Annotated in this window: 22 protein-coding genes and 1 tRNA gene; 4 read left to right on the forward strand and 19 right to left on the reverse strand. The window is 62.2% G+C overall.

The genetic code is table 11. From position 1 onward, the window contains the following. Nucleotides 1–9: 9 nt before the first annotated feature. The 3 genes from VW35_RS09185 to VW35_RS09195 are packed head-to-tail and all read right to left on the reverse strand — an operon-like array spanning nt 10 to nt 2229. A complete protein-coding gene (locus VW35_RS09185) occupies nt 10–663 on the reverse strand; it encodes a GNAT family N-acetyltransferase (RefSeq protein WP_046142768.1) in 654 nt (217 codons plus the stop codon). Then, on the reverse strand, nt 660–1529 hold the full coding sequence (locus tag VW35_RS09190) for an SDR family oxidoreductase (protein ID WP_046142769.1): 870 nt from the start codon (nt 1527–1529) through the stop codon (nt 660–662). The genes VW35_RS09185 and VW35_RS09190 overlap by 4 nt, the downstream gene beginning before the upstream one ends. Before the next feature lie 22 nt (nt 1530–1551). Then, nucleotides 1552–2229 carry a glutathione S-transferase family protein gene (locus tag VW35_RS09195; protein ID WP_046142770.1) on the reverse strand — a complete coding sequence of 226 codons (678 nt, stop codon included), beginning with the start codon at nt 2227–2229 and terminating at the stop codon, nt 1552–1554. A 110-nt stretch (nt 2230–2339) separates the two neighbouring features. Here VW35_RS09195 and VW35_RS09200 point away from each other — a divergent pair, with 110 nt between their 5' ends. Beyond that, nucleotides 2340–3152 carry an undecaprenyl-diphosphate phosphatase gene (locus tag VW35_RS09200; protein WP_046142771.1) on the forward strand — a complete coding sequence of 271 codons (813 nt, stop codon included), beginning with the start codon at nt 2340–2342 and terminating at the stop codon, nt 3150–3152. 72 nt (nt 3153–3224) lie between these two features. Here VW35_RS09200 and VW35_RS09205 read toward each other — a convergent pair whose 3' ends face one another. Then, nucleotides 3225–3857, reverse strand: coding sequence for a LolA family protein (locus VW35_RS09205; RefSeq protein WP_052951612.1), 633 nt, complete (start codon nt 3855–3857; stop codon nt 3225–3227). Nucleotides 3858–3954: 97 nt separating this feature from the next. Between VW35_RS09205 and VW35_RS09210 the strand changes: the two genes are divergently transcribed. After that, complete coding sequence (locus tag VW35_RS09210) at nt 3955–4254, forward strand: hypothetical protein (RefSeq protein ID WP_052951613.1); 300 nt, start codon at nt 3955–3957, stop codon at nt 4252–4254. Nucleotides 4255–4366: 112 nt separating this feature from the next. On the opposite strand, the gene VW35_RS09215 is transcribed toward VW35_RS09210, so the two are convergent. From VW35_RS09215 to VW35_RS09225, 3 genes are all read right to left on the reverse strand, one after another. Then, nucleotides 4367–7102, reverse strand: coding sequence for a DNA translocase FtsK (locus VW35_RS09215; protein WP_425283763.1), 2736 nt, complete (start codon nt 7100–7102; stop codon nt 4367–4369). 314 nt (nt 7103–7416) lie between these two features. Continuing rightward, nucleotides 7417–8787, reverse strand: coding sequence for an ammonium transporter (locus tag VW35_RS09220; protein WP_046142772.1), 1371 nt, complete (start codon nt 8785–8787; stop codon nt 7417–7419). Between the two features lie 20 nt (nt 8788–8807). Beyond that, nucleotides 8808–9146 (reverse strand): P-II family nitrogen regulator, encoded by a 339-nt coding sequence (locus VW35_RS09225; RefSeq protein ID WP_046142773.1) that lies wholly within the window; start codon nt 9144–9146, stop codon nt 8808–8810. A gap of 258 nt (nt 9147–9404) precedes the next feature. On the opposite strand from VW35_RS09225, the gene VW35_RS09230 reads away from it, so the two are divergent. Further along, entirely contained in the window at nt 9405–10619 is a 1215-nt protein-coding gene (locus tag VW35_RS09230; protein WP_046143029.1) for an FAD-dependent monooxygenase, read from the forward strand. On the opposite strand, the gene VW35_RS09235 is transcribed toward VW35_RS09230, so the two are convergent. From VW35_RS09235 to VW35_RS09245, 3 genes are read right to left on the reverse strand one after another with little or no spacing between them, the layout of a single operon-like run. Continuing rightward, on the reverse strand, nt 10616–10855 hold the full coding sequence (locus tag VW35_RS09235) for a Trm112 family protein (RefSeq protein ID WP_046142774.1): 240 nt from the start codon (nt 10853–10855) through the stop codon (nt 10616–10618). The genes VW35_RS09230 and VW35_RS09235 overlap by 4 nt on opposite strands. Next, nucleotides 10855–11520 (reverse strand): LON peptidase substrate-binding domain-containing protein, encoded by a 666-nt coding sequence (locus tag VW35_RS09240; protein WP_046142775.1) that lies wholly within the window; start codon nt 11518–11520, stop codon nt 10855–10857. Before VW35_RS09240 ends, VW35_RS09235 begins: the two co-directional genes overlap by 1 nt. A gap of 11 nt (nt 11521–11531) precedes the next feature. Beyond that, complete coding sequence (locus tag VW35_RS09245; protein ID WP_046143030.1) at nt 11532–12479, reverse strand: thioredoxin family protein; 948 nt, start codon at nt 12477–12479, stop codon at nt 11532–11534. 194 nt (nt 12480–12673) lie between these two features. On the opposite strand from VW35_RS09245, the gene VW35_RS09250 reads away from it, so the two are divergent. After that, nucleotides 12674–12748 (forward strand) — tRNA-Gly (locus tag VW35_RS09250). 62 nt (nt 12749–12810) lie between these two features. Here VW35_RS09250 and VW35_RS20560 read toward each other — a convergent pair. From VW35_RS20560 to VW35_RS09295, 9 genes are all read right to left on the reverse strand, one after another. After that, nucleotides 12811–13641 carry an alpha/beta fold hydrolase gene (locus tag VW35_RS20560; RefSeq protein ID WP_161796888.1) on the reverse strand — a complete coding sequence of 277 codons (831 nt, stop codon included), beginning with the start codon at nt 13639–13641 and terminating at the stop codon, nt 12811–12813. A 59-nt stretch (nt 13642–13700) separates the two neighbouring features. After that, complete coding sequence (locus VW35_RS09260; RefSeq protein WP_046142776.1) at nt 13701–14513, reverse strand: alpha/beta fold hydrolase; 813 nt, start codon at nt 14511–14513, stop codon at nt 13701–13703. Between the two features lie 66 nt (nt 14514–14579). After that, complete coding sequence (locus VW35_RS09265; RefSeq protein WP_046142777.1) at nt 14580–15635, reverse strand: ABC transporter ATP-binding protein; 1056 nt, start codon at nt 15633–15635, stop codon at nt 14580–14582. A gap of 17 nt (nt 15636–15652) precedes the next feature. Next, complete coding sequence (locus VW35_RS09270) at nt 15653–16732, reverse strand: Gfo/Idh/MocA family protein (protein WP_046142778.1); 1080 nt, start codon at nt 16730–16732, stop codon at nt 15653–15655. Further along, a complete protein-coding gene (locus VW35_RS09275) occupies nt 16729–17748 on the reverse strand; it encodes a Gfo/Idh/MocA family protein (RefSeq protein ID WP_046142779.1) in 1020 nt (339 codons plus the stop codon). The genes VW35_RS09270 and VW35_RS09275 overlap by 4 nt, the downstream gene beginning before the upstream one ends. A 4-nt stretch (nt 17749–17752) precedes the next feature. Continuing rightward, the gene (locus VW35_RS09280; protein ID WP_083982608.1) at nt 17753–18637 is read right to left on the reverse strand and encodes a carbohydrate ABC transporter permease; all 885 of its coding nucleotides are present in this window, start codon (nt 18635–18637) and stop codon (nt 17753–17755) included. Next, nucleotides 18630–19574, reverse strand: coding sequence for a carbohydrate ABC transporter permease (locus VW35_RS09285; protein ID WP_046142780.1), 945 nt, complete (start codon nt 19572–19574; stop codon nt 18630–18632). Before VW35_RS09285 ends, VW35_RS09280 begins: the two co-directional genes overlap by 8 nt. A 3-nt stretch (nt 19575–19577) precedes the next feature. Continuing rightward, a complete protein-coding gene (locus VW35_RS09290; RefSeq protein ID WP_046142781.1) occupies nt 19578–20864 on the reverse strand; it encodes an ABC transporter substrate-binding protein in 1287 nt (428 codons plus the stop codon). Between the two features lie 55 nt (nt 20865–20919). Beyond that, nucleotides 20920–22212, reverse strand: coding sequence for an ABC transporter substrate-binding protein (locus VW35_RS09295; protein WP_046142782.1), 1293 nt, complete (start codon nt 22210–22212; stop codon nt 20920–20922). Nucleotides 22213–22414 lie beyond the last annotated feature (202 nt).

The raw sequence follows: 22414 nt of genomic DNA on the forward strand, positions 1-22414 counted from the left end.
GACCTCTGTTTACCGCCCCATCTCCAACCGCGTCTTCTGCTGCCCTGTGGCGCCAAAATTCTCCGGGTCCAGCCAACGCATGAATTCGGCCCTGATGCGCGGCCATTCGCCGTCGAGCAACGAGAACCAGGCCGTGTCCCGGCTTTCGCCCTTGAGGATCATGTCCTGGCGGAAGACGCCCTCATGGGTGAAGCCAAAACGCCGCGCCGCCGCCTTGGAGGGTTCGTTGCGATCGTTGCATTTCCATTCGAAGCGCCGATAGCCGAGGTCGTCGAAGGCATGGCGGGCGAAAAGATAGAGCGCTTCGGTGGCAAGGCGCGTGCGCGCCATGGGCAGGCCCCAATAAACGCCGCCGATCTCGATCGAGCCGTGTTCGGGCCGTATACGCATCCAGCCCTGCTGGCCCAGCGCCCGGCCGCTCGCCTTGTCGATGATCGCGACATAACGGTCCTGCCCAGCATTGGCGAGGGCGATCCGCGCTTCCATATCGGCCAGCGATGTCGGCGCTTCGCTAAACAGCCAGCGATAGCGCTCGGGCCCGCCCGGCACGGTCGAGACGGCATAAAGATCGGCCGCATGCTTTTGCGCGATCGGCTCGAGCCGCACATAGCGCCCTTCGAGAACGATGTCCCGCGGCGTCGATTTTGCGGATTGAAGCGTCATCGGCGCGCCTCCCAGAGTGCGTCGAGCCCGGCCCGATAATCGGGATACAGAAGTTCGATTCCCAGCGCCTTCTTGATTGCGGCATTCGAAACGCGCTTGTTGTCCCGATAAAAGCTGCGGGCCATGGGCGACATGTCCGCACGCTCGAAAGGCACTTCCGGCGGCGGTTCGACGCCCATTTTTCGTGCTGCGTAGGTAATCAGATCCTGCGGCGGCGCCGGTTCGTCATCGGCAAGATTGAAAATTCCGGCCAGCCGGCGCATCGCGGCAAGCTCGGTCACGCGCGCGATGTCGGCCACATGAATGCGGTTGAACACCTGCCCGGGCTTGATCACCCGCCGCGCCGTGCCGTCCGCCAGCCGATCGAAACTCGATCGCCCTGGCCCATAGATGCCGGCAAGCCGCAAGATGCAGAGTGGCACGCCACGCGCCTTGGCGTAAGCAATCCATTCTTCCTCGGCCTTGACGCGAAAATCGGATCGCAGGTTGCGCGGCACGAGCGGCGCCGACTCGTCGATCCAGGCGCCGTCGAAATCCCCATAGACCCCGACCGTGGAATAATAGCAGAGCCATTGCAGGTCCGGCATCGCATCGAGTTCGGCGCGATGGTGGCGCAGCACCACATCGCCCTCCTCGTCGGGTGCGATCGAGACGACGACATGCGTGCAATCCCTCAGCGTCCCCGCCACGTCGGGGCCGGGCGCAGTGCCGTCGAAGACGACGGCATCGAGACCGCCATTGGTTAACCGATCCGCCTTCTCGGGGGTTCGAACCGTTCCCGTAATGGTACCGAATTGGGTGTTTTGGCGCAGCCTTTGGGCACTGGCCTGCGCGGAAAATCCGAGGCCGAAGAAAAATGCGCGCATAGATATCCCCGGCCCGAAATTTTCAGAAATCGAGGTCGGCATACCCCTTGCTCGGCTGCATGGCAACGACGCGGTCGTTGAGCAGGGTGCGGAATGCGGGGCGGGACTTGAGCCGCGAATACCAGTCGCGCGTCTCGGCTGCCTTGGCCCAATCGATATCGCCCATATAGTCGAGCGTCGAAAGGTGCGCGGCGAGCGCAAAGTCGGCCAGCGTCATCTCTTCGCCGGCAAGCCATTTGCGGCTCGCAAGGAGCCAGTTGAAATAGAGCATGTGCTCGCTCAGGTTGGCCTTGGCTGCGCGGAGGACCGACGGCTCGGGCGTGGCGCCGGGAATGTCGCGCTTGGAGATTTTTTCCTCGAAAAGATAACGGGTTACCTCGTCGTTGAACTTGACCAGCATCCATTCGACGAGCCGCCACATCTCGGCGCGCTCGAGCGGATGGTTGGGCACGAGGCCGCCGATGGTTTCGAGCGTGTAGATATCTTCCACCGCATGGATCGCGGCCAAGATCCCGATGATCGGCACCTCGTCATCGGTGACGAGAATAGGCAGCGTTGCCGCCGGGTTGAGATCGAGCAGATGCGGCTCGCGCAGCCATGGCTTGATCTCCTCAACATCGAGCGGCACGCCATATTCGGCACACATCAACCGGATGAGGCGCGAGGCGGGGTCGAGGGGATAATGCACGAGAGTGGGCATGAACGGGCTCTGGTTGACGCGCGGCTGCTTTTCACATGTCCACGCTTGGCGGTGCAGTCGAACATCGCTAAGACAGGGCAAGCGGCCCAGAAGACGAGTTAGGAGATCAAATGAACGCCGATCAAGGTCTTTTTGTGCCGCTTATTCTGGGAATTCTCGAAGGGCTTACCGAATTCCTACCAGTCAGCTCAACAGGCCATCTCCTGCTCGCCGGCCATTTCTTCGGTTTGACCCAGCCGGCGACCTTCGTCGTCCTTATCCAGCTCGGGGCCATCCTGGCCGTCGTCACCGTCTACTTCGCCAAGCTCGGCGTCCTGATCCGTGATGCGCTGACCGGCAAGCGCTATGCCTGGAACTTCGCGCTTTCCGTCATTCTCGCCTGTTTCCCGGCCGTCATCGCCGGCGTGCTCCTTCGCGATTTCATTCAGGGCGACCTCTGGGAATCGGCGGCGCTGATCTGCTGGACGCTGCTGATAGGGGGTTTCATCCTCCTCATCGTCGACCGGCTCGATCTCAAGCCAAAGTATGACGACATCTACACTTTTCCCTGGCATCTGGCGCTGATCGTGGGCCTTTTCCAGATGCTGTCGCTGGTGCCGGGCGTGTCCCGCTCCGGCTCGACGGTCGTCGGCGGCATGCTTTTTGGCGCCAGCAAGCGCGCCGCCGCCGAGTTCACCTTCTTCATCGCGCTTCCCATCATGGTCGGCGCCTTCGGCTACGATCTTTACAAAAGCCGCGACCTCATCGACACGTCCATCGCCCTCAATGTCGCGATCGGCTTTGCCGCCGCCTTCATCGTCGGCGCGATCGTCGTGCGCTATCTTCTCAACTTCGTCTCGCGCTATGGCTTTGCGCCCTTCGCCTGGTGGCGCATCGCGGTGGGTGTGTTCGGACTGGTCGGGATTTATTTCTTCGGCCGCTAAGCGGTTCCTGAAGCGTAAAAGCAAAAGGCCTCCCGCTGGGAGGCCTTTTCGTATGGTTCGAGCGCTTGCCCCTCACCGTGTCGAGGGATCGACACCCTTGTAGGTCGCGGGAATGGAAAAGTACGAGCGTGGAATCTCGACGCCCTTTTCGACGTCATAAAGCGAAAAGGTCAGTTCCGAGCCGTTCGGCTCAACCAGGCTCCACTGCGCCAGATCCTTGGTTTCAGTGTCGAATACCAGCGAGACCTGCACGGTACCGGCGACGGTCTCATCGACCACGGTAATCGAAATATAGCCGTCCGACGTCGTCACATCGAGCACATTGGCGCTCAAGAGATCGATCTTTTCTCCCAGGAACTGCCGGAGCGGAATCGTGTCCTGCGGATAGGCGTAATAGGTTTCGTCCTGGCGGTTGAGGACATAGAAGCCGCGGCCGACCGAAACGATCTCTTCCCGGCTCGGAGGATTGTAGCGGAACCGCACCTTATCCGGACGCTCGAGGAAGAAGGTGCCTTCGGTACGCCCGCCGCTGGTGTCGATCTGCAGGAACCGGCCCACCATGGTGCGGATCGCCGAATTATGCGCGTTGATATCGGCGATCAGCTGCTGCTCTTCCGGGGTCAGGGCGCGGCCCTGCGCTAAAACCGGCAAGATGGGCGCCAGGGCGAAAGCGACACCGAGCAGAAGAGCGTGGCGGCGAATCATGGACAGGTTATCCTCGCAGGTTTTTTGTGGTTCAAACTAACCTAGGCAGCAATTGCGGCAAGAGGTGGAAAGTTCCACGCAGGAGGGGAGAAGACCGATGCTGAAGATCATGGCATGCTTAACGCTTCTGACGGCCGCAACGACGCCAGCCATCGCCGCCTTGCCGCCGCACTATCAGCGGCAGGCCGAATTTGCGGCCGTTCTCGAAGCTGCGACAGTGGCGATGGGGATCGGCCGGTTGATCGATGCAGTTGAAATGACTGGACCGGATGCTTTCATGGTGAAATCGGGCGGTTGCTCGGTGATCGTTCGCATTGTGGATGCGCCGAAGAAGAAAGAGCCGGGCTGGGTGGGGCCGAGGGAGTTTGAGGCTAGGGCTGATGCGGTGGTGTGTTGAAGTACCCCCCCACCGCGCTTCCCCTACCAGAGCAAGGCTGGGTGGGGGCCGACGTCCAAAACCAAAAAGCCCCGGCTGAACACCGGGGCCTTTCACCTCAAACGCAAAACTCTTAGTACCCGTCGGCATTGTTTCCGACGAGAATTTCGCGTTTGCCGGCATGATTGGCCGGGCTGATGACGCCTTCGCGTTCCATCCGTTCGATCAGGGTTGCAGCCTTGTTGTAGCCGATGGCGAGGCGCCGCTGGACGTAGGATGTGGAAGCCTTCTTGTCGGTCAGCACCACATGCACGGCCTTGTCATAGAGCTCGTCGCCCGAGCCGGCATAGTCGTCGCCGCCACCGCCGCCGCCCGTATCCATGCCGCCTTCCTCGTCGTCCGCCGTGACCGAGTCGAGATAGTCCGGCGCGCCCTGGCTCTTGAGGTGGTTGACCACCGCCTCGACTTCGGCATCCGAAACGAAGGCGCCGTGGAGGCGCTTGGTGCGGCCGCCCGAGGCCATGTAGAGCATGTCGCCATTGCCAAGGAGCTGCTCGGCGCCCTGCTCGCCCAAAATGGTGCGCGAGTCGATCTTGCTCGTCACCATGAACGAGATTCGGGTCGGGAAGTTGGCCTTGATCGTGCCGGTGATGACGTCGACCGACGGGCGCTGTGTCGCGGTGACGATATGGATGCCGGCGGCGCGGGCCATCTGGGCGAGGCGTTGGATGGCGCCTTCGATGTCCTTGCCGGCGACCATCATCAGATCGGCCATTTCGTCGACGATGACGACGATATAGGGCAGCGGCTGCAGGTCGAATTCTTCGCTTTCGTAGATCGCCTCGCCAGTATCGCGGTCAAAGCCTGTCTGGACCGTGCGGGTGATGACCCGGCCCTCCTTGGCGGCTTCGGAAACGCGCTGGTTGAAGCCGTCGATATTGCGGACGCCGATCTTGCTCATCTTGCGATAGCGATCTTCCATCTCGCGCACCGCCCATTTGAGAGCCACGACCGCTTTTTGCGGGTCGGTCACGACGGGGGTGAGCAGATGCGGGATGCCGTCATAGATCGAGAGTTCGAGCATTTTCGGATCGATCATGATCATGCGGCACTGCTCGGGCGTCATCTGATAGAGCAGCGAGAGAATGAAGGTATTGATACCCACGGACTTACCCGAGCCGGTGGTACCGGCGATCAGCAAGTGCGGCATGCGCGCCAGGTCGGCGATAATCGGCTCGCCCCCAATGGTCTTGCCGAGGCAGATCGGCAACTTGCCCTTCATCTTCTCGAAATCGGACGAGGCCAGCATTTCGCGGAAATAGACGGTTTCGCGCGTCTGGTTGGGCAGTTCGATACCGATGGCATTGCGGCCCGGCACCACCGCAACACGTGCGGAAATGGCCGACATCGAGCGGGCAATATCGTCGGCGAGCGAGATGACGCGGCTCGACTTGATGCCAGGGGCCGGTTCGAGTTCGAAGAGCGTAACGACAGGACCGGGGCGAACATTGATGATGTCGCCCTTGACGCCGAAGTCGCTCAAGACTTCCTCGAGCCGGCGCGCCATGGCTTCGAGCCGTTCTGGGGCGTGCTCGGGCGAAGGCCCGCTATGCCTTGGTTCGGCAAGAAGGCTCAGAGCCGGCAGTTCAAAGCCATGCGGCTCGTCGAGAAGACTGGGCTGGGCCTCGCGGAAAACACGCTGGCCGGGCACCGGGCGCGGGGCCGGAGCCACGACGCGCGGGGCGGCGTGATCGACCGGCTGGAAGCGGGAATCGCCACGCTGGGTATGGCTGGCGACGGCCGGATGCTGAGAAATCGGCATGTCCGGCACGAAGGGAATGGCATCGTCCTCGACTTCGTCCGGGTAGTCGATTTCGGTTTCGTCATAGGCGGGTCGGGCATTGACGCGCGGCGCTGCAACCACAGGCTCGGCCTCAAACGCCGGCTCGACCGGCGCATGAATGCGGCGGGGCGAAGCGAGGACGGGTTCGACGGCGCCACGGACCGGCGCCACGGGCGTAATTTCGATCCCCGGCTCCTGCTCGTGCTCGCGCCAATCTTCGTCTTCACCATGGCGCGCCGCCTGCGCGGCCCGGGCCCGGCGCCAGGCGGTGCGTAGCGAATAGCCCATATGGACCACGGCGCCGAGCGCAACGTCCATGAGCGGGTTGGTTTCTTCTTCCTCGTCGTCCTCGGCAATGGCCGCGGCCTTGCGTGCGCTCGGCTTTTCAGGCTTTACCGGCACTGCAGTGCCGAGGCCCATGGCGACCCAGAGCAGCGCAAAGCTTGGGATGGCGATGATGATGGCAAAGAGCGCGCCGGTGATCGGCTGCGGCGTCGCGCCGGCGATCATGGTCGAAAGATTGGTAAAGAGCATGCCGGCGAGCCCACCGAGCCCGGTTGGCAGCGGCCAGGTGTCAGGGACCGGAACGAAGGCGAAGACCCCGGTTGAAAGGAAGGTCGCGCCAATCCAGCAGAGGGCGCGCAGGGCAAAGCTCGTCGGCCGGCGCTTGCGCACCATGGACCAGCCCCATATGGCGAGCGGGATCACCATGACGACGCCGCTCAGGCCCAGAAACTGGAAGACGAGATCGGCAATCGCAGCGCCGACATAGCCCAAGCGATTGTCGGGAAGCTTATCGGTCGCGAACGATGGCGAGGGATCATCTACCGACCAGCTGCTGAGCGAAACGAGAACGATCGCCGACAGCGCAAGCAGAATGAAGCCGACGACGCGCAGCGGAATGCGAATCGAAAGCACCGGTGCCGGCTTGGGCATCGCGGCAGCTGCGGCCTTCGGGCGGGCAGCGGACCGGCGCGGAGGCACGGGGCGGACATCGTCGAGCGTCGGAACGGGATGGCTGGGCATGGCACGCATTACTTTTTGGGGCCACGACCCATTCGCGGGCCCCGCATCGCCTGCATGCTAAAGCGGTAGGGTTAATCGGGTGCTAACCCGGACGCCTGACCGCTTGTGGAGCGTTTCCCGCTGCGTCCGGAACGTTGTGGAGAGCTGGGAGATGAGAAGCACCGGGACGTCCTTGCGCCCGGGTGTAAAGGACTTTCTCCTGGAGTGCGGCCCGCCGATGTGCGTGGGAAGCCTCTGTGGCGGGCCAAGAGGAAGCAGGCCGCACACCAGGAGAAAGGAGCAGGCGGCGCCGCAGCGCCGCCCGCCGGAGAGCGTCAGTTGTAGGCGCGCTCGCCGTGGCTTGCGAGGTCGAGACCATCGCTTTCGCCCGCTTCGCTGATGCGCGCGCCGCCGAAGATCGCCTTGACGATGAGCATGGCAACGAGGGCCACGACACCGGACCAGACGACGGCGATCACGACGCCGGTCAGCTGCACCATGAACTGGCCGCCGATCGAATAGGCCGCGGCATCGCCGAGCGGGTAACCGCCGAGGCCGGGCGCGGCAACGATGGCCGTGCCGAGCGCACCGATGATGCCGCCGACGCCGTGGATGCCGAACACGTCGAGCGAGTCGTCATATTTGAGGAGCGGCTTGAGGGTAACGACGGCCCAGAGACAGACGACGCCAGCGATGGCGCCGAGAACGATGGCGCCACCGACACCGGCAAAGCCGGCAGCGGGCGTGATGGCGACGAGCCCGGCAACGGCACCCGAGACGGCACCGAGGGCCGAGGCATGGCCACGGGTGATGCGTTCACCAAGGGCCCAGGCCAACGCACCGGCAGCAGGGGCCAGAACCGTGTTGATCAGGGCAACGGCGGTCAGCGCATTGGCTTCGAGGTTCGAGCCAGCATTGAAGCCGAACCAGCCAAACCACAGAAGACCCGCACCGATATAGGTGAGGACGAGGTTATGGGGCGGGATCGGTTCCTTCATGAAGCCGAGACGCGGCCCGAGAACGATGGCGGCGACGAGCGCGGCCACACCGGAATTGATGTGGACCACGGTGCCGCCGGCAAAGTCATAGGCGCCCATGCCGAAGAGGAGGCCCGGACCCGACCAGACCATGTGGGCCATCGGTATATAGGAGAAGGTGAACCAGATGGCGAGGAAGGCCATCAGGGCGCCGAACTTCATGCGTTCGGCGATACCGCCGATGATGAGGGTCGAGGTGATGCAGGCAAAGGTCAGCTGGAACACCACAAAGACCATTTCGGGCAGCTCGAAGCCGGCCGAGAAGGTCGCCGCACGCGATTCGAGCGTCACGCCCGAGAGGAAGAATTTGGAGAGGTCGCCAACGAAAGCCGAGAGACCGCCTTCGGTCGGGCCGGCAAAGGCCAGCGAGTAGCCGTAAGCGACCCAGAGAATGGCGATCATCGAGAAGCCGAGGAACACCTGGGTCAGAACCGAAAGAATGTTCTTGGCGCGGACGAGACCGCCGTAAAAGAGCGCCAGGCCCGGAATGGTCATGACGATGACGACCATGGTGGAAACGAGCATCCAGGCAACGTCGCCCTTATCGACAACAGCCGTGACTTCAGCGGCAGCTTCGGCAGCAGGAGCGGCAGCGTCCTGGGCGAAAGCCGGCAGGGCCAGCAGCAGAGAGGCCAGCGTGGCGCCTCCAAGTAGCTTGCTTATCTTCATCTTGTTTCTCCCCAAGACACTTAGAGGGCGGACGCGCCGGTTTCGCCGGTGCGGATACGGGTGACGGCCAATAGGTCCAGCACGAAGATCTTGCCATCGCCGATACGGCCGGTCTGGGCCGAGTCGCGAATGGCATTGCTCACCTGGTCGGCGAGACTGTCGTCGACGGCGATCTCAAGCTTGAGCTTGGGCAGGAAATGCACGGCATATTCGGTGCCGCGATAGATTTCGGAGTGACCCTTCTGACGCCCGTAACCCTTCACCTCGGTAACGGTCATGCCGTGAACATCGAGCGAGTTGAGCGCCTGACGGACCTCTTCGAGCCGCGACGGCTTGATGATGGCAACCACCAGTTTCATATGACCCCCTTGGCGCCGCTGGGCGCGTTTTGGAACGACAGGACAGTAACAAGAGCCGTGCCAACCGAAGCGGCAGGAATCCTTGCGTATTTACAATGGTTTAACCGGGGACCGAATTCGGAGACTCGGAAATGGGCAGATCAGCGCATTCTTTTTGGGCGCCCAGCCCATCGATTGCCTAAAATTTAGCCGCGTCATAGGGCGCACTTGCTTCAAGGCCCGGGCAGCGCGACAAGGGACGGGAGAATGGAGACGGGTATGGACAAGACGGCAGCCGAGCGGTTCGACGTGGCAATCGTGGGAGGCGGGCCCGTCGGCATGACCCTGGCGCTGGCGCTCGCGCAATCCATGCGCGGCATGCGCATCGCCCTGATCGATCGCCGTCCGCTCTCGGTTCCCAAGGATAATCGCGCCTCCGCGATTGCTGCCGGCGTACGCCGCATCTTCGATGCCTTGGGTGTCTGGGCCGATATGGAGCCGCAATCCCAGCCGATCACGGCCATGCGCATCACCGATTCGGGCACCGGCGACATCGCGCGGCCGCTCTTTCTCACCTTCGATGGGGACGTCGCCCCCGGCGAGCCCTTTGCCCATATGGTGCCCAATCAGGCGAGCAGCGCAGCGCTGATGAGCGCCATGGCCGATCTCGTCACGGTCATCGCGCCGGCCGAGATTGCCGATTGGTCCGAGGGACTATTGGTGCTCGCCGATGGCCGCACCATCGGCGCGCCGCTGATCGTTGCGGCCGATGGCGCGCAGTCCGCGCTCCGCCAGCGCGCCGGCATCGGCACCATCGGCCATGATTATCGCCAGACCGGGCTCGTTGCGACCATTGCGCACGAGCTCGCGCATGATGGCGTCGCCTATGAGCATTTCCGTCCCGCCGGGCCGTTTGCGAGCCTTCCGCTCAAGGGCAATCGCTCCTCGCTCGTTTGGACCGAAACCAGCGAGAGCGCCAAGACCTATCTCGCCATGGACAGCGACGCGCTCGCCATCGCCATCGAAGAAGCGATGGGCTCGACCCTTGGCGCGGTTACGCTCGAGGACAAACTGATGGGATTTCCGCTCCGTATGCAGGTGGCGCGCGCCTTTGCGGGTCCGCGGCTGGCGCTCGTCGGCGATGCCGCCCATGTGGTCCATCCGATTGCCGGGCAAGGCCTCAATCTCGGCCTCAAGGACGTTGCAGCGCTGGCCGAGGTCATCGTCGACGCGCTTCGGCTCGGGCTCGACCACGGCAGCGAGGAGGTTCTTGCCCGCTACCAGTCCTGGCGGCGGCTCGATACGGCCAGCATGGTCATGGTGACCGATGGCATGAACCGGCTTTTCTCCAACGACATAGCCCCGGTCCGCGCCTTGCGCGATTTCGGCCTCGGCCTCGTCGATCGCGCCGAACCGGTCAAGACCGCCATGATTCGCGCCGCGTCCGGCCTGGCGCAGAGCGGACCAAAACTCCTTAGTGGCCTGCCGATCTAGCCTGGCGGGCGGCGCGTCAGCGCTTGGACTTCCTCGGGTTCGATATTGCGCGCTTCTTCGAGCCCAAGCAGCGGCACGCCCTTGACTATGGGAAAGGCCAGCCGCGCCGCGACCGAGATCAATTCCTTGCGGTCCGCCGAAAGCGTCAGCCGGGTCTTGGTCAGCGGGCAGACCAGCATTTCCAGCACCTGCCGATCAACAATATGGCGCGGGTCGGGCTTTTCCGGGTCCGCCATCAGTTGAGCGGCACCGCGCCCTTGCCGCCGCGCGCCATCTCGTATTCGGTCATGGCGATCAGGGTTTCGGCGCGGTCGAACAGCGTCTGCGCTTCAAGCAGAACCTGCTTTTCGGCCGGGCCATAGGGCGAGACCATGGCGCAGAAATTGACGAGGTCCGCCGTGCCCGTGCGCTCGATCTCTTCCCAATTGAGCTCGATGCTGGCGAATTCGGCATAGTCGCGCATCATCTTGAGAAAGCGCATGCGATCCACCGCCTCCTCGCCCTCGTTGTGCGTGAAGTCCGCGCCAAAGCCCTCGGCGGAAATCCGCGCCTTGCGAAATGGCGCGCCGTCCTTGATCTCCTCGAGAATGCGAAAGCGCGTCACGCCCTCGAGGATGATGAAATAGCGTCCGTCACCGCTTTCCTCGAAATGCGTCAGCCGGCCAAGGCAGCCGATCTCGTGAAGCGGCACCTGGCCTTGCGGACTTTCTTCGCTCGTATCTTCAGGCTGGATCAGCCCGATCAGGCGGTCCGTCGCAAGGGCACGATCGACCATTTCGAGATATCGTGGCTCAAAGATATTGAGCGGCCGGTGCGAGAACGGCAGCAACAGCGCCCCGGTCAGGGGAAAGATCGGAACCACGTCCGGCACATCTGTCGGGCTGGTGGGGCGCTGCGGCATGGTGCGATCCCTCAGGAAAAGAGAGCAGCGGAAAGCAGGCGCCGCCCCTTAAGCGTCGCCGGGTCTTTTGGCCCCCAGGCCTCGAAAAATTCGAGCAGCTTCTTGCGCGCCCCGTCCTCGTTCCAGGTCCGGTCGCGCTTGAAAATGGCAACCAGCGCTTCTGCCGCTTCAACACGCTTGCCTTCCGCGTTGAGCACCACGGCAAGATCGAATCGGGCCTGATGGTTGTTCGGGTCGGCTGCAACGGCAGCTTCGAGCGTTGCCGATTCGGAAAGATGGGCGGCTTCGTCGTGAAGACGGATGGCATTGAAAAGCGCAAGATAAGCATCGTCCTTGCGCTTTTCCTCGGGCACCATGGCGAGGGTGACGCGCGCCTGTTCGGATTCGCCGGCGTCGAAATAGACCTTGGCAAGGCCGACGAGGGCAACCTCATTGTCCGGCGCATGCTGGAGGACCATGCCAAAAATCTGTGCCGCCTGGCTGAGATCGCCGGCAGCCACAGCCTCCTCGGCAACCTTGAGGGCTTCGGCGATCTGGGCTTCCAGCGAATCGGCAGCCGGGGCAGCTGGCGGCGCTGCCGCGATCACGCGTTCGGCAAAGCGGCGCACTTCGCCTTCCGGCATGGCGCCCATGAAACCATCGACAGGACGGCCGCCGGCAAAGGCGAACACAGCCGGAATCGACTGGACGCCGAGTTGGCCGGCGACACCGGGATGGTCATCGATATTGATTTTGACGAGCTTGATGGCGCCGTTCTTTTCGCGGATCACTTTTTCAAGCGCCGGGGTGAGTTGACGGCAGGGACCGCACCAGGGGGCCCAGAAATCGACGAGCACCGGGGTATCGCGCGAGGCTTCGAGCACATCGGCGCGGAAACCTGCATCGGACGACTCGCGGATGAGATCGGCAGCCGGGGCGGAAGCAGCAGCGCCGTTGGCGCCAGGAGAAGAAATCGACATGAGAAGCTCTCGCGAATGGGCATTGGTGAGCAGTCGCGGGCCTTTTTGCGCCCGCGCCACCCCGCTTGCAAGTCCTACTTCCCACAGGCTTTCAACAAGTTGACATGAAAGCGAAGAAGAAGGGTTGCAATCGGTCTGATCATTAGGCATATAGGCCGCCGTCGACGCGCTGCAAGGCGCCGGCGACACGGAGCGCGGGTGTAGCTCAGGGGTAGAGCATAACCTTGCCAAGGTTAGGGTCGTGGGTTCGAATCCCATCGCCCGCTCCAATTCTCAGGTCTGCGGATTTGAGAAACAAAGGGTCCTTCGAGGCCCTTTTTGTTTTCCGGATCTAGAATGCCGCAGCGCGGGCCCAATGGGTTTCGAGGGCGGCGCAGAATTCATCATGCATGTCGAAATTGGCGCAGTGCCCGCCGCGCGGGAGGACGACATGGGTGAAATTTGCGCGCGGCATGAATTGCACCAGCTGCTTGTTCAACGCCAGATTGACCGCATGATCCTTGCCGCCTTGCAGGACGAGGAGCGGCGCCCGAAAGGCGAGCGCAATGGCAGTGAAGTCGTAGCGCCGCACATGGGCGGCAATAGCGGCTCCAGCGCCGGCATCGAACTGCTTTATCGCTTCGACAATGGCACGCTGGCCCCGTGGATTGATTGTGGTGGTCCGCGCCACCAACGGAGCCGTTCGTGCCGCGCCGGGCAAAAAGACCATCTTCACGAGCGAAACGACGGGCGATGGCAGGTCGAGCGCAAAGCAGGTGCCGAAGATTGCTAGGGTCTTGATTCGCGCCTTGGCCGGGGTACCCAGAAGCGAGAGGGCCAGGATACCGCCAAGGGAATTGCCGACCCAGTGGACCGATTCGACACCGGCATGGTCGAGCAGCGCCAGCATGTCCGCGGCAAGGGTCGGAATGGAATAGTCCTCGATCCGGATCGGCTGGCGCGGTGCGCCCGTCTCTCCATGCCCGCGCAAGTCGGGCACCAGTACGCGGTAACCCTGTGCGGCAAAGCGCTTGGCTTCTGCGTCGAACTGGATGCCCGAGGATGCAAGGCCATGAACAAGAATTACCGCGCCGCGCTCAGGCGAACGGGCAGGATAAAGCCGATAGAAGATGGAAGTCCCATGGCCCGCTGGAGCATGTTGTCGTTCAATTTCTCGTCCCATCTGCCCCTGCCGCGGTTTCCGCCGACCTCTTTCCAGAACAGCCGACATGGTCGGCGCGATCAATGAACCTGCACGGTACCGAGCTTGAAGAAAACCGTCAGCAGCGGGCCGAGAACGTCCGGATCATAGTTGTGGCTCTGGTCGGCGAGTGTCAGCCGCTCGGCGTTGTGAAGGCCCTTGGCAACCCAATCGGCTCCGGCAGACATGAAGGGTAGGCTGGCATCCCCATCGAGCACCAGCACCGGCATTATGGCGTTCTGCCAGCGCTCGGGCGGTGTTGCCCCAGCGCGGGCATCGGCCAAGAGGCGATAATCGTGCTCGATGGTGAGCCCGATCGCGGCATAGGCGGCCCAAGCAGGGCTTGCCTTGAAGGCTGTGAGCGCCATGGTCGAAAGCCCGACGCCGGACAGGAAATCGGCCAGCATATCGTCGGCCCGTCCTTCGGCTGCGAGCATGGCCATCTGCCCGTGTTGGATACGAAAACTTTCGCTCGACTGGGCCGGGTCGATAGGCGGCTCGTAAAGCGCAACGGCCTGGATGCTGCGCGGCATGACGGAGGCCGCCTCAAGCGCCAGGATGGCGCCCGAAGACATGCCGAAGAGATAGGCCTGGCTACCATGGGCATCCATGAGCGCTGCAATATCTTCCACTTCCCGCGCCACGCTATAGGGCCAGGTATCGCCTGATGCGCCGCGCCCGCGGCGATCATAGGTGATGACGGAATAATGCGCGGAAAGATGCGCAACGAGGCGCGGCGTGACCGTATCGACCGCCCGATATTGCGTCGCCCCGGATATCAGAATGACAAGCGGGCCGGACCCGACGATCTCATAGCCGATCGCCGTGCCGTCGCTCGAAATCACCTGGGCCATGAAAAAATCCTCCGCTTTCCGCGCACAAAGCACGGCAAGCGGAGGATCACAATCGCATTGTCCAAATCAGCGGATCGCAAGGCCTTCGGCGTTGAACACCTGCGCCTTGGCGGGGTCGACATAGGCCGCAACGGTTGAACCGATGTCGACCTGGCGCTGGCCCTCCAGCACGACAGTCAAGGGCTGGCCGTCGGTTGTCGTGGCATAGACCACGGTCTGGCCACCGAGATTTTCAACCAAGTCCACCCGCAGATCGGCAAACTTGGCGCCCGTGCCTTCGACGAGCGTAATATGCTCTGGGCGGATCCCGAGCGTTGCGGCGCCCGTAGCCGAGCGCCCCAACGGCAGCGCGGCATTGGCGGTCCTCACGGTGTCGCCTTCGCCGGTGGCGGTCAGAAAATTCATCTTGGGCGAGCCGATGAAACCGGCGACAAAGAGATTGCGCGGATTGTTGTAAAGGTCGAGCGGCGCGCCGGCCTGCTCGATGACGCCGGCGCGCAGCACCACGATCTTGTCGGCCATGGTCATGGCCTCCACCTGGTCGTGGGTCACGTAGATCATGGTGTTCCCAAGATCGTTGTGCAGCTTTGCAATTTCCACGCGCATGGCGACGCGCAATTCGGCGTCGAGGTTGGACAGCGGCTCATCGAACAAGAAAATCTTTGGTTCGCGCACGATGGCGCGGCCGATGGCGACGCGCTGGCGCTGGCCGCCCGAGAGCTGCTTGGGTTTGCGCTTCAGCAGCGGCTCGATTTTCAGGATTTCGGCGGCGCGCTGCACACGCTTTTCGATCTCGGCCTTGGGCATTTTTGCCGTTTCAAGGCCGAAGGCGAGGTTTTGGTAAACCGACATATGCGGGTAAAGCGCATAGGACTGGAACACCATGGCAATGCCGCGCTTGGCCGCCGGTACTTCGTTCATGCGCTGCCCGTCGATCAAGAGGTCACCCCCGGTGATCGGCTCTAGCCCGGCAATCATGCGCAGCAGGGTGGATTTGCCGCAGCCCGAGGGGCCGACAAACACGGTGAAATCGCCCGGCTCGATGGTCAGGTCGACGCCGTGGATCACCTGGACGTCGCCATAGGCTTTCTTCAGTTGACGCAGTTGGATGCTGGTCGCCATGGGTCTGTCTCCTGAAATTACCGGAACTCGGCCGGGACCCAGCTCTGGTAGAGCGGGTGATCGGGGCCCAGGGGCAGAACGACCTCCTGGTGAGTCGAGGAAGAGTGATAAAACGCCGTCACCAGTTCGAGCGACCGGCGCGAATCCGCCGAGGTTACCGGCAGCTCGCGCTTGCCTTCGATGGCTTCGTGAAAACGTGCCATCTGGGTCTGGAAGCGGCTTGGTACGTGCTGCCAATTGGCCAGCAGCGCCTCGATCCTGGCCTTGACCTCGTCATTGCGCGGCAGGATTTTCCACAGCGCATGGCCCGGATTATAGGGCGCGTGATCGCTTTCGATGGTCACGTGCTCGAACTGCAGGCGGATACGGGTGATTTCATCGACCGAACCCAGCGTTGCGGTAAAACTCGCCAAAGCGCCGCTCTTCATTTCGAGCGAAGCAGAGATCGTATCCTCCACCTCGATCGGATTGACGCGGGTAGCCACTCGTCCAAAGACGCGGGCAATGTCACCCATGAGATAGGTGAAGATGTCATGGGGGTGGATGGCGTGGCCCATCAGCACGCCGCCAAGCTCGGTCTTCCACTTGCCGCGCCAGGGCACGGCATAATAGGGGGCCTCGCGGCGCCACATGGTTTCGACCGTGCCGGCAAAGGGCTTTCCGGCAATGCCGGAATCGATGACCGCCTTGGCCTGCTCGATGCCATCGCCGAAACGATACTGGAACACCGGCATCAATTTGCCCTTGGCGGTCTTTTCCGCTTCCATCACCGCGTCGACCTGTTGGAGCGAGCCGACCAGCGGCTTTTCGCAGACGACGTGCTTGCCGGCCTCGAGCGCCTTCATGACCATGGAATAGTGTACGCCCGGCGGGGTGCAGACATCGATGATGTCGATGTCGTCCATGGTGAGGAGATCGTCGAAATTGGTGATGCGGCGTTCGATGCCGAATTCATCCCCGATCTTGGCCATGCGCTCGGGGTCGAGATCGCAGAGCGCCAGAACCTTGAACTTGTCGGCATTGGGCACATAGCCTTCGACGATATGGGAGCGGCCGATGCCGCAACCGACGACGGCGACGTTGAGAATCGAGCTCATTTCACCCACTCCGTGCCGGTTTCGGCCATGGCCTGCGCCGTCAGGGCCATCTTCATGGCATTATAGCACCGCTCTTGCGGCATGGCCGTCTCGGTGCGGTTGCGCACGTCATCGAGGAAGAGGCGGCCGAAAGGCAGCTCGACTTGGCTACAATCGATGTGTTGGACGCCCTTCTTGTCGACGAGGAACAGGTGGTCCGTTCCCGGCTTGCCGGCGATATCGACATACTTGCGCAGCTCGATATAGCCCTCGGTGCCCAAAATCGTCAGGCGGCCATCGCCCCAGGTAGGCAGGCCTTCGGGCGTAAACCAGTCGACGCGGATATAGCCGGTCGTGCGCTCGGTGCGGACATGGGCATCGCCCACATCCTGCAGGCCCGGCCGGTGCGGATTGTTGCGGTTATAGACGCTTGAGGAAATGACCTCGCCATCCATAGCGTTCGAGAAAAATAAAAACTGCTCGAACTGGTGGCTGGCGATATCGCACAGAATGCCGCCATAGCGGTTGCGGGTGAAGAACCAATCCGGACGATTGTTGAGGCGCAGCGAATGCGGCCCCAGGCCAACGGTGTTGATCACCTCCCCGATCGCGCCCTTGGCGATGAGGTTGCCGGCTTCGACGGTGGCGGGCACTTCAAAATGCTCGGAATAGAGCACGGAGAAGATGCGGCCCGTTTCCTTCTGCACGCGCTTGATCTCGTCGAGCTGGGAAAGCGTCGTCATGCCCGGCTTATCGGTAAGCACGTCCTTGCCGTGGCGCATGGCGGCCAGGCAAATGTCGGCGCGATCGCCGGGAATGGCGGCGGTGACGACGATCTGTATCGAGGCGTCTTCGAGAATCGCCTTGGGATCGGAGACCCGCTTGGCTTCCGGATATTTCGCACCAAACGCGGCGGCCAGGTCGTCTTCAACGGCGTGGAAGGCGACGAAGTCAGCGCCGGCGCGCTTGAGGCAGTCGACCTGCCCATAGATATGCGCGTGGTTGATGCCGATGGCGGCAAATTTCAAGTCAGACATAATTTTAACGCTTCATACCCGTGGTCGCGATGCCCTCGATGAGCAGGCGCTGGAAGATGAGGAAAAAGAGGAAGATCGGCACGAGGGACAGCACGCTCATGGCAAAGAGCCCGCCATAATCCGACATGCCGGTCGAGTCCGTGAAGGTGCGAAGCCCCAGCATCACCGTATAGTCGCGCATCTGGTTGAGGTAGATCAGGGGCCCGAAGAAATCGTCCCAGGTCCAGATGAAGGTGAAGATGGCAGCCGTCGCCAGAACCGGGGTCGAAAGCGGCAGCATGATCTTCCAATAGATGCGCCAGGGTCCGGCGCCGTCCATCATCGCCGCCTCATCGAGTTCGCGCGGAATGCCGCGGAAGAACTGAACCATGAGGAAGATGAAAAAGGCGTCGGCCGCGAGGAATTTCGGCACGATCAGGGGCAGGAAGGTGTCGACCCAGCCGAGCTGGCGGAACAGCACATATTGGGGGATCAGCGTCACCTGGTAGGGCAGCATCAGCGTCATCAGCATCAGCGCGAACCAGATCTTGCGGCCGCGGAATTCGAGGCGCGCAAAGGCAAAAGCGGCGAGCGAACAGGCGAACACATTGCCGATCACCGACGAAATCGAGACGATGAAGCTATTGGTGAAGAACACCGAGAAGCTCGTCCGCAGCCCGTTCCAGCCACGAAAATAGCTGTCGATGCTCCAGGACGAGGGAATGATGCTGGCCGAGGTGAAAATCTCGTTCTCCGGCCTGAAGGAGGCCGCAAGCATCCAGAGGAGCGGATAAAGCATCAGGATCGAGGCCCCGATCAGGAGCGCATGGCTCAGGATCGTCAGCGCCCGCTTGCGCCAGGCCGGCGCTTCTGCGCCGACGACAGTCAGTTTCATGGGGGCATCAGTCATCGTAGTGCACCCAATATTTCGAGGTGAGGAAGGAGAAGGCGGTAAAGGCGGCAACGATCGCCAGGAGCACCCAGGCCAGCGCCGAGGCATAGCCCATGCGGAAGAAGCCGAAGGCCTCCTGGTAGAGATAAAGCGTATAAAAGAGCGTTGAGTTGATCGGATTGCCCGTGCCGCCCGAAATAATGAAGGCGGGGGTAAAACTCTTGAAGGCTTCGATGGTCTGAATGATGGCGTTGAAGAACACGACCGGCGTCAGGAGCGGCAGCGTGATCTTCCAGAACTGGCGCCACTTGCTGGCGCCATCGAGCGAGGCTGCCTCATACATGTCCTGTGGAATCTGCCTGAGACCAGCAAGGAAGATGATCATGGGCGAGCCGAACTGCCAGATGGCCAGAATGATCAGCGTCCAGAGCGAATAATTGGGGTTGGAAATCCAGCTCGGCCCGACAATGCCGAAGACCGAAAGGAATTTGTTGACGAGGCCGTCGCCGGCAAAGATCTGCCGCCACAGGATGGCGATGGCGACTGACGCGCCGAGCAGGCTCGGTAGATAAAACAGCGCGCGATAAAGCGGCAGGCCCTTCATGCCGCGATTGAGCAGCAGCGCTACGCCAAGCGCGAAGGCGAGCTTGAGCGGCACCGAGAAGATCACGAAGAAGAACGTCACGCGCATCGAGGCGGCGAATTTCGGATCGTTCGTGAACATCCGGACATAGTTGCCGGCCCCCACCCAGTCGGGCGAGGTCAGGAGGTCGAATTTGGTGAAGCTGAGATAGAGCGAGGAAATCATCGGCCCGAGCGTCAGGCCGAAGAAGCCGATGAACCAGGGCAGCAGGAACAGGTAGCCAGGAGCATCCTGCTGCCAGATGCGCGCCCATACCGAGGTTTTTGGAACCTCGGAGGTGGCGCTGGTGGAAGCAACGTGTTGAACGGTCATGCTTTAGCTTGCTCTCCCCAGGCTCTCGATCACCTGGTCGTAGAAGGCAGGGCCGGCATCGGCGGGCGATTGCGCGCCGAAAGCGACTTCCTGGCTCTTGGTCTTGAGGGCGACTTCGACTTCGCCGGCAGAAGCCGGCGGGGTCGGGGGCACGTCACCGGCGATTTCGCCGAGATCGGCGATATACTTGACGACCATCTGGCTGCGCTCGTCGAGCGTGGGCGCAACGGCATCGCGCATCGCCGAGGACGCCGGCACGCCGCGTTCGACGCCAAGGATAGCCGCGGCTTCCGGCGAATTGACGAAGAAGTTGATGAATTCGACGGCCTTTTCCGGCGCAGCACTCGTCGATGAGAGGGCGAAATACTGCGAGGAATTGCGGTAGTGACCGCCCTTGGAGTCAGGTGCGGTTGCCGGGAAGATGCCGATGCCAAGCGGATCGGGCACCAGCGTCTGATAGGCGACCAGCTGGTTGGACGTGGTGAAATTCATCGCCGACTTGCCACGCACCAGCGGCGCGGTTTCAAGCTGTCCGGTATCGATGGCCTGTTCGTCGGGCGAGATGATTGCCTTGGCGTCGCGCAGCTCGGCCCAAAGCTCGAACCATTCGGTCACGTCTTCCGGCGCAAAGGCCGGCTGGCCGTCGGCATAGAGCGCTTTGCCCTTCTGGCGCAGCCAGTTCTCGAACAGGAGCTCGATGCCGCTGCCATCGGGCGCCATGGCGGTCGCGCCATTGGTCTTTTGTGAGACTTTCGGGCCCTGGGTCAGCAGATCGTCATAGGTCCAGCGCATCGGATCGATGTCGATCCCGGCGTCATCCAGCACCTTGGTGTTGATGACGGTCGCGCCGGCAGCAACGCCGAGGCTGACGCCGATCAGCTTGCCATCGATGGTGCCGTTGCGCAGCTGGTCTTCGTCAAAGGAAGAGACGTCGAGGCCATTGCCAACAAACGAGTCGAGTGAGGCCAGCGAGCCGCGGCGGGCATATTCGCCGATATAGCGATAGTCCATCTGAATGATGTCGGGCTGGTTGCCGCCGGCGGTCTGCGTTGCAACCTTGGGCCAATAGTCGGCCCAGCCGAGAAATTCGCCGTCGATGGAAACGTCGGAATGATCCTTGGTGAAAAGGTCGACAACGCCATAGGTGCGGTCGGCGCGGGCTTGGCCGCCCCAGAAAATCAATCGCAGATTGGCAGACTGCGCCCAGCTTGGCAGCGTGCCGAGGGCGCCGGCGGCGAGCGCCGCGGTACCGGACAACAGGAACTGGCGGCGGGAGAGAGTAAACGACATCTATTCACCAATAAAATAAGCCACGCGCCCGAGATTGGGCGCGTGGCACGAGGCTTTAGGAGGCCCGCTCGAGAATGGCCGTCGCTTCGGAGACGAAGTAGGGACCGGCATCTTCCGGCGTGCGGGCACCGAAGGAGACTTCCTGGCCGATGACACGGAGCAGGGAGAGGTCGATTTCACCGGCAGCGGCCGGCGGGGGCGGTGGCAGCGGCCCGAGAAGGTCGCCCAGGTTCGCCACGAAATTGAGGGCGATCTGGTTGGCTTCGTCGAGCGTCGGGGCGACGACATCGCGGGTCTGAGGCAGGCACGGAATGCCACGCTCGACACCGAGAATCTTTGCCGCTTCCGGATCGGAGATGAAGAAGGTGAGGAACTGCGCCGCCGCTTCCTTGTTGGCCGAGGTTTCGGCAACGGAGAAGAACATCGAGGGCTTGCGGTAGTGGCCGCCACCAACACCGGCTGCAAGACGCGGATAGCCGACCATGTCGAGCTTGTCGGGCACGAGGGCCTGGAAGCCGACGAGCTGGTTCGAGTTCGACGGCATCAGCGCCGCCTTGCCTGAAACCAGCATGGTGGTTTCGAGCGGGCCGGTGTCGAGCGCCTGGCTGTCCGGGGAAACGATGACGCCGGCGTCGCGGAACGTCTTCCACATATTGAACCACTCGACCATCTCGTCGGCACCGAAACCGAGCTTGCCGTCGGCGGTGTAAAGAGCGAGACCTTTCTGGCGCAGCCAGTTATCGAGCATGGGTTCGGAATAGGACCCATCGGCCATCATCTTCATGCCGTTGCGGATATTGGCCTTGGCGAAGGCCTCACCCTTGGTCATCAGATCGTCATAGGTCCAGTCGTTGGTCGGCGCCTCGACGCCGGCTTCCTCGAAAGCGACGGTATTGACCAGGGTCGCCACCGAATTGGCGCCGAGCGAAATGCCATAAAGCTTGCCGTCGACCTTGCCGCCTTCGAGCTGGTCTTCGTCGAAACCGTCGAGCTTGAGGGCGCCACCGACGAATTCGTCGAGCGGAGCGATGGCGTTACGCTTGGCGTATTCGACGATATAGCGATAGTCCATCTGGATGATATCGGGCGCATTGCCGCCGGCGGTCTGCGTCGCGAGCTTGGGCCAGTAGTCGTTCCAGGCGAGGAATTCGCCCTCGATCTTGTTGCCCGTCGCAGCGTCGAAGAGATCGGTCACGCCATAGGTGCGATCGGCGCGGCTCTGGCCGCCCCAGAAGATCAGGCGCATGGTGGCGCCTTGAGCGAAGGCTGGGGTGAGCCCGGCTGCACCAGCAGCCATGAGGGCCGAGGTTCCCATCAGGAACTGACGGCGTCCTAAACGAAATGTCATGTCTTTCCTCCCTTTGAACAGTTGCATCTCCGGCATGCCGGAGTGAATTGGAACAGCGACCTCCCCGTCGCTAAATCACCAACCGGTTACTACAGTGAGCAGATTAGAGGCTTTGTCAACTGCTTGAGACAAAGGCTCCGCTCGGTACATATCCGCGTAAATAACCAGACAGTTACCCCTAGCATAACCACGTTCAGAGCGG

Origin of the sequence: Devosia soli, from assembly GCF_000970455.1 — a bacterium.
Classification (GTDB): Bacteria; Pseudomonadota; Alphaproteobacteria; order Rhizobiales; family Devosiaceae; genus Devosia; species Devosia soli.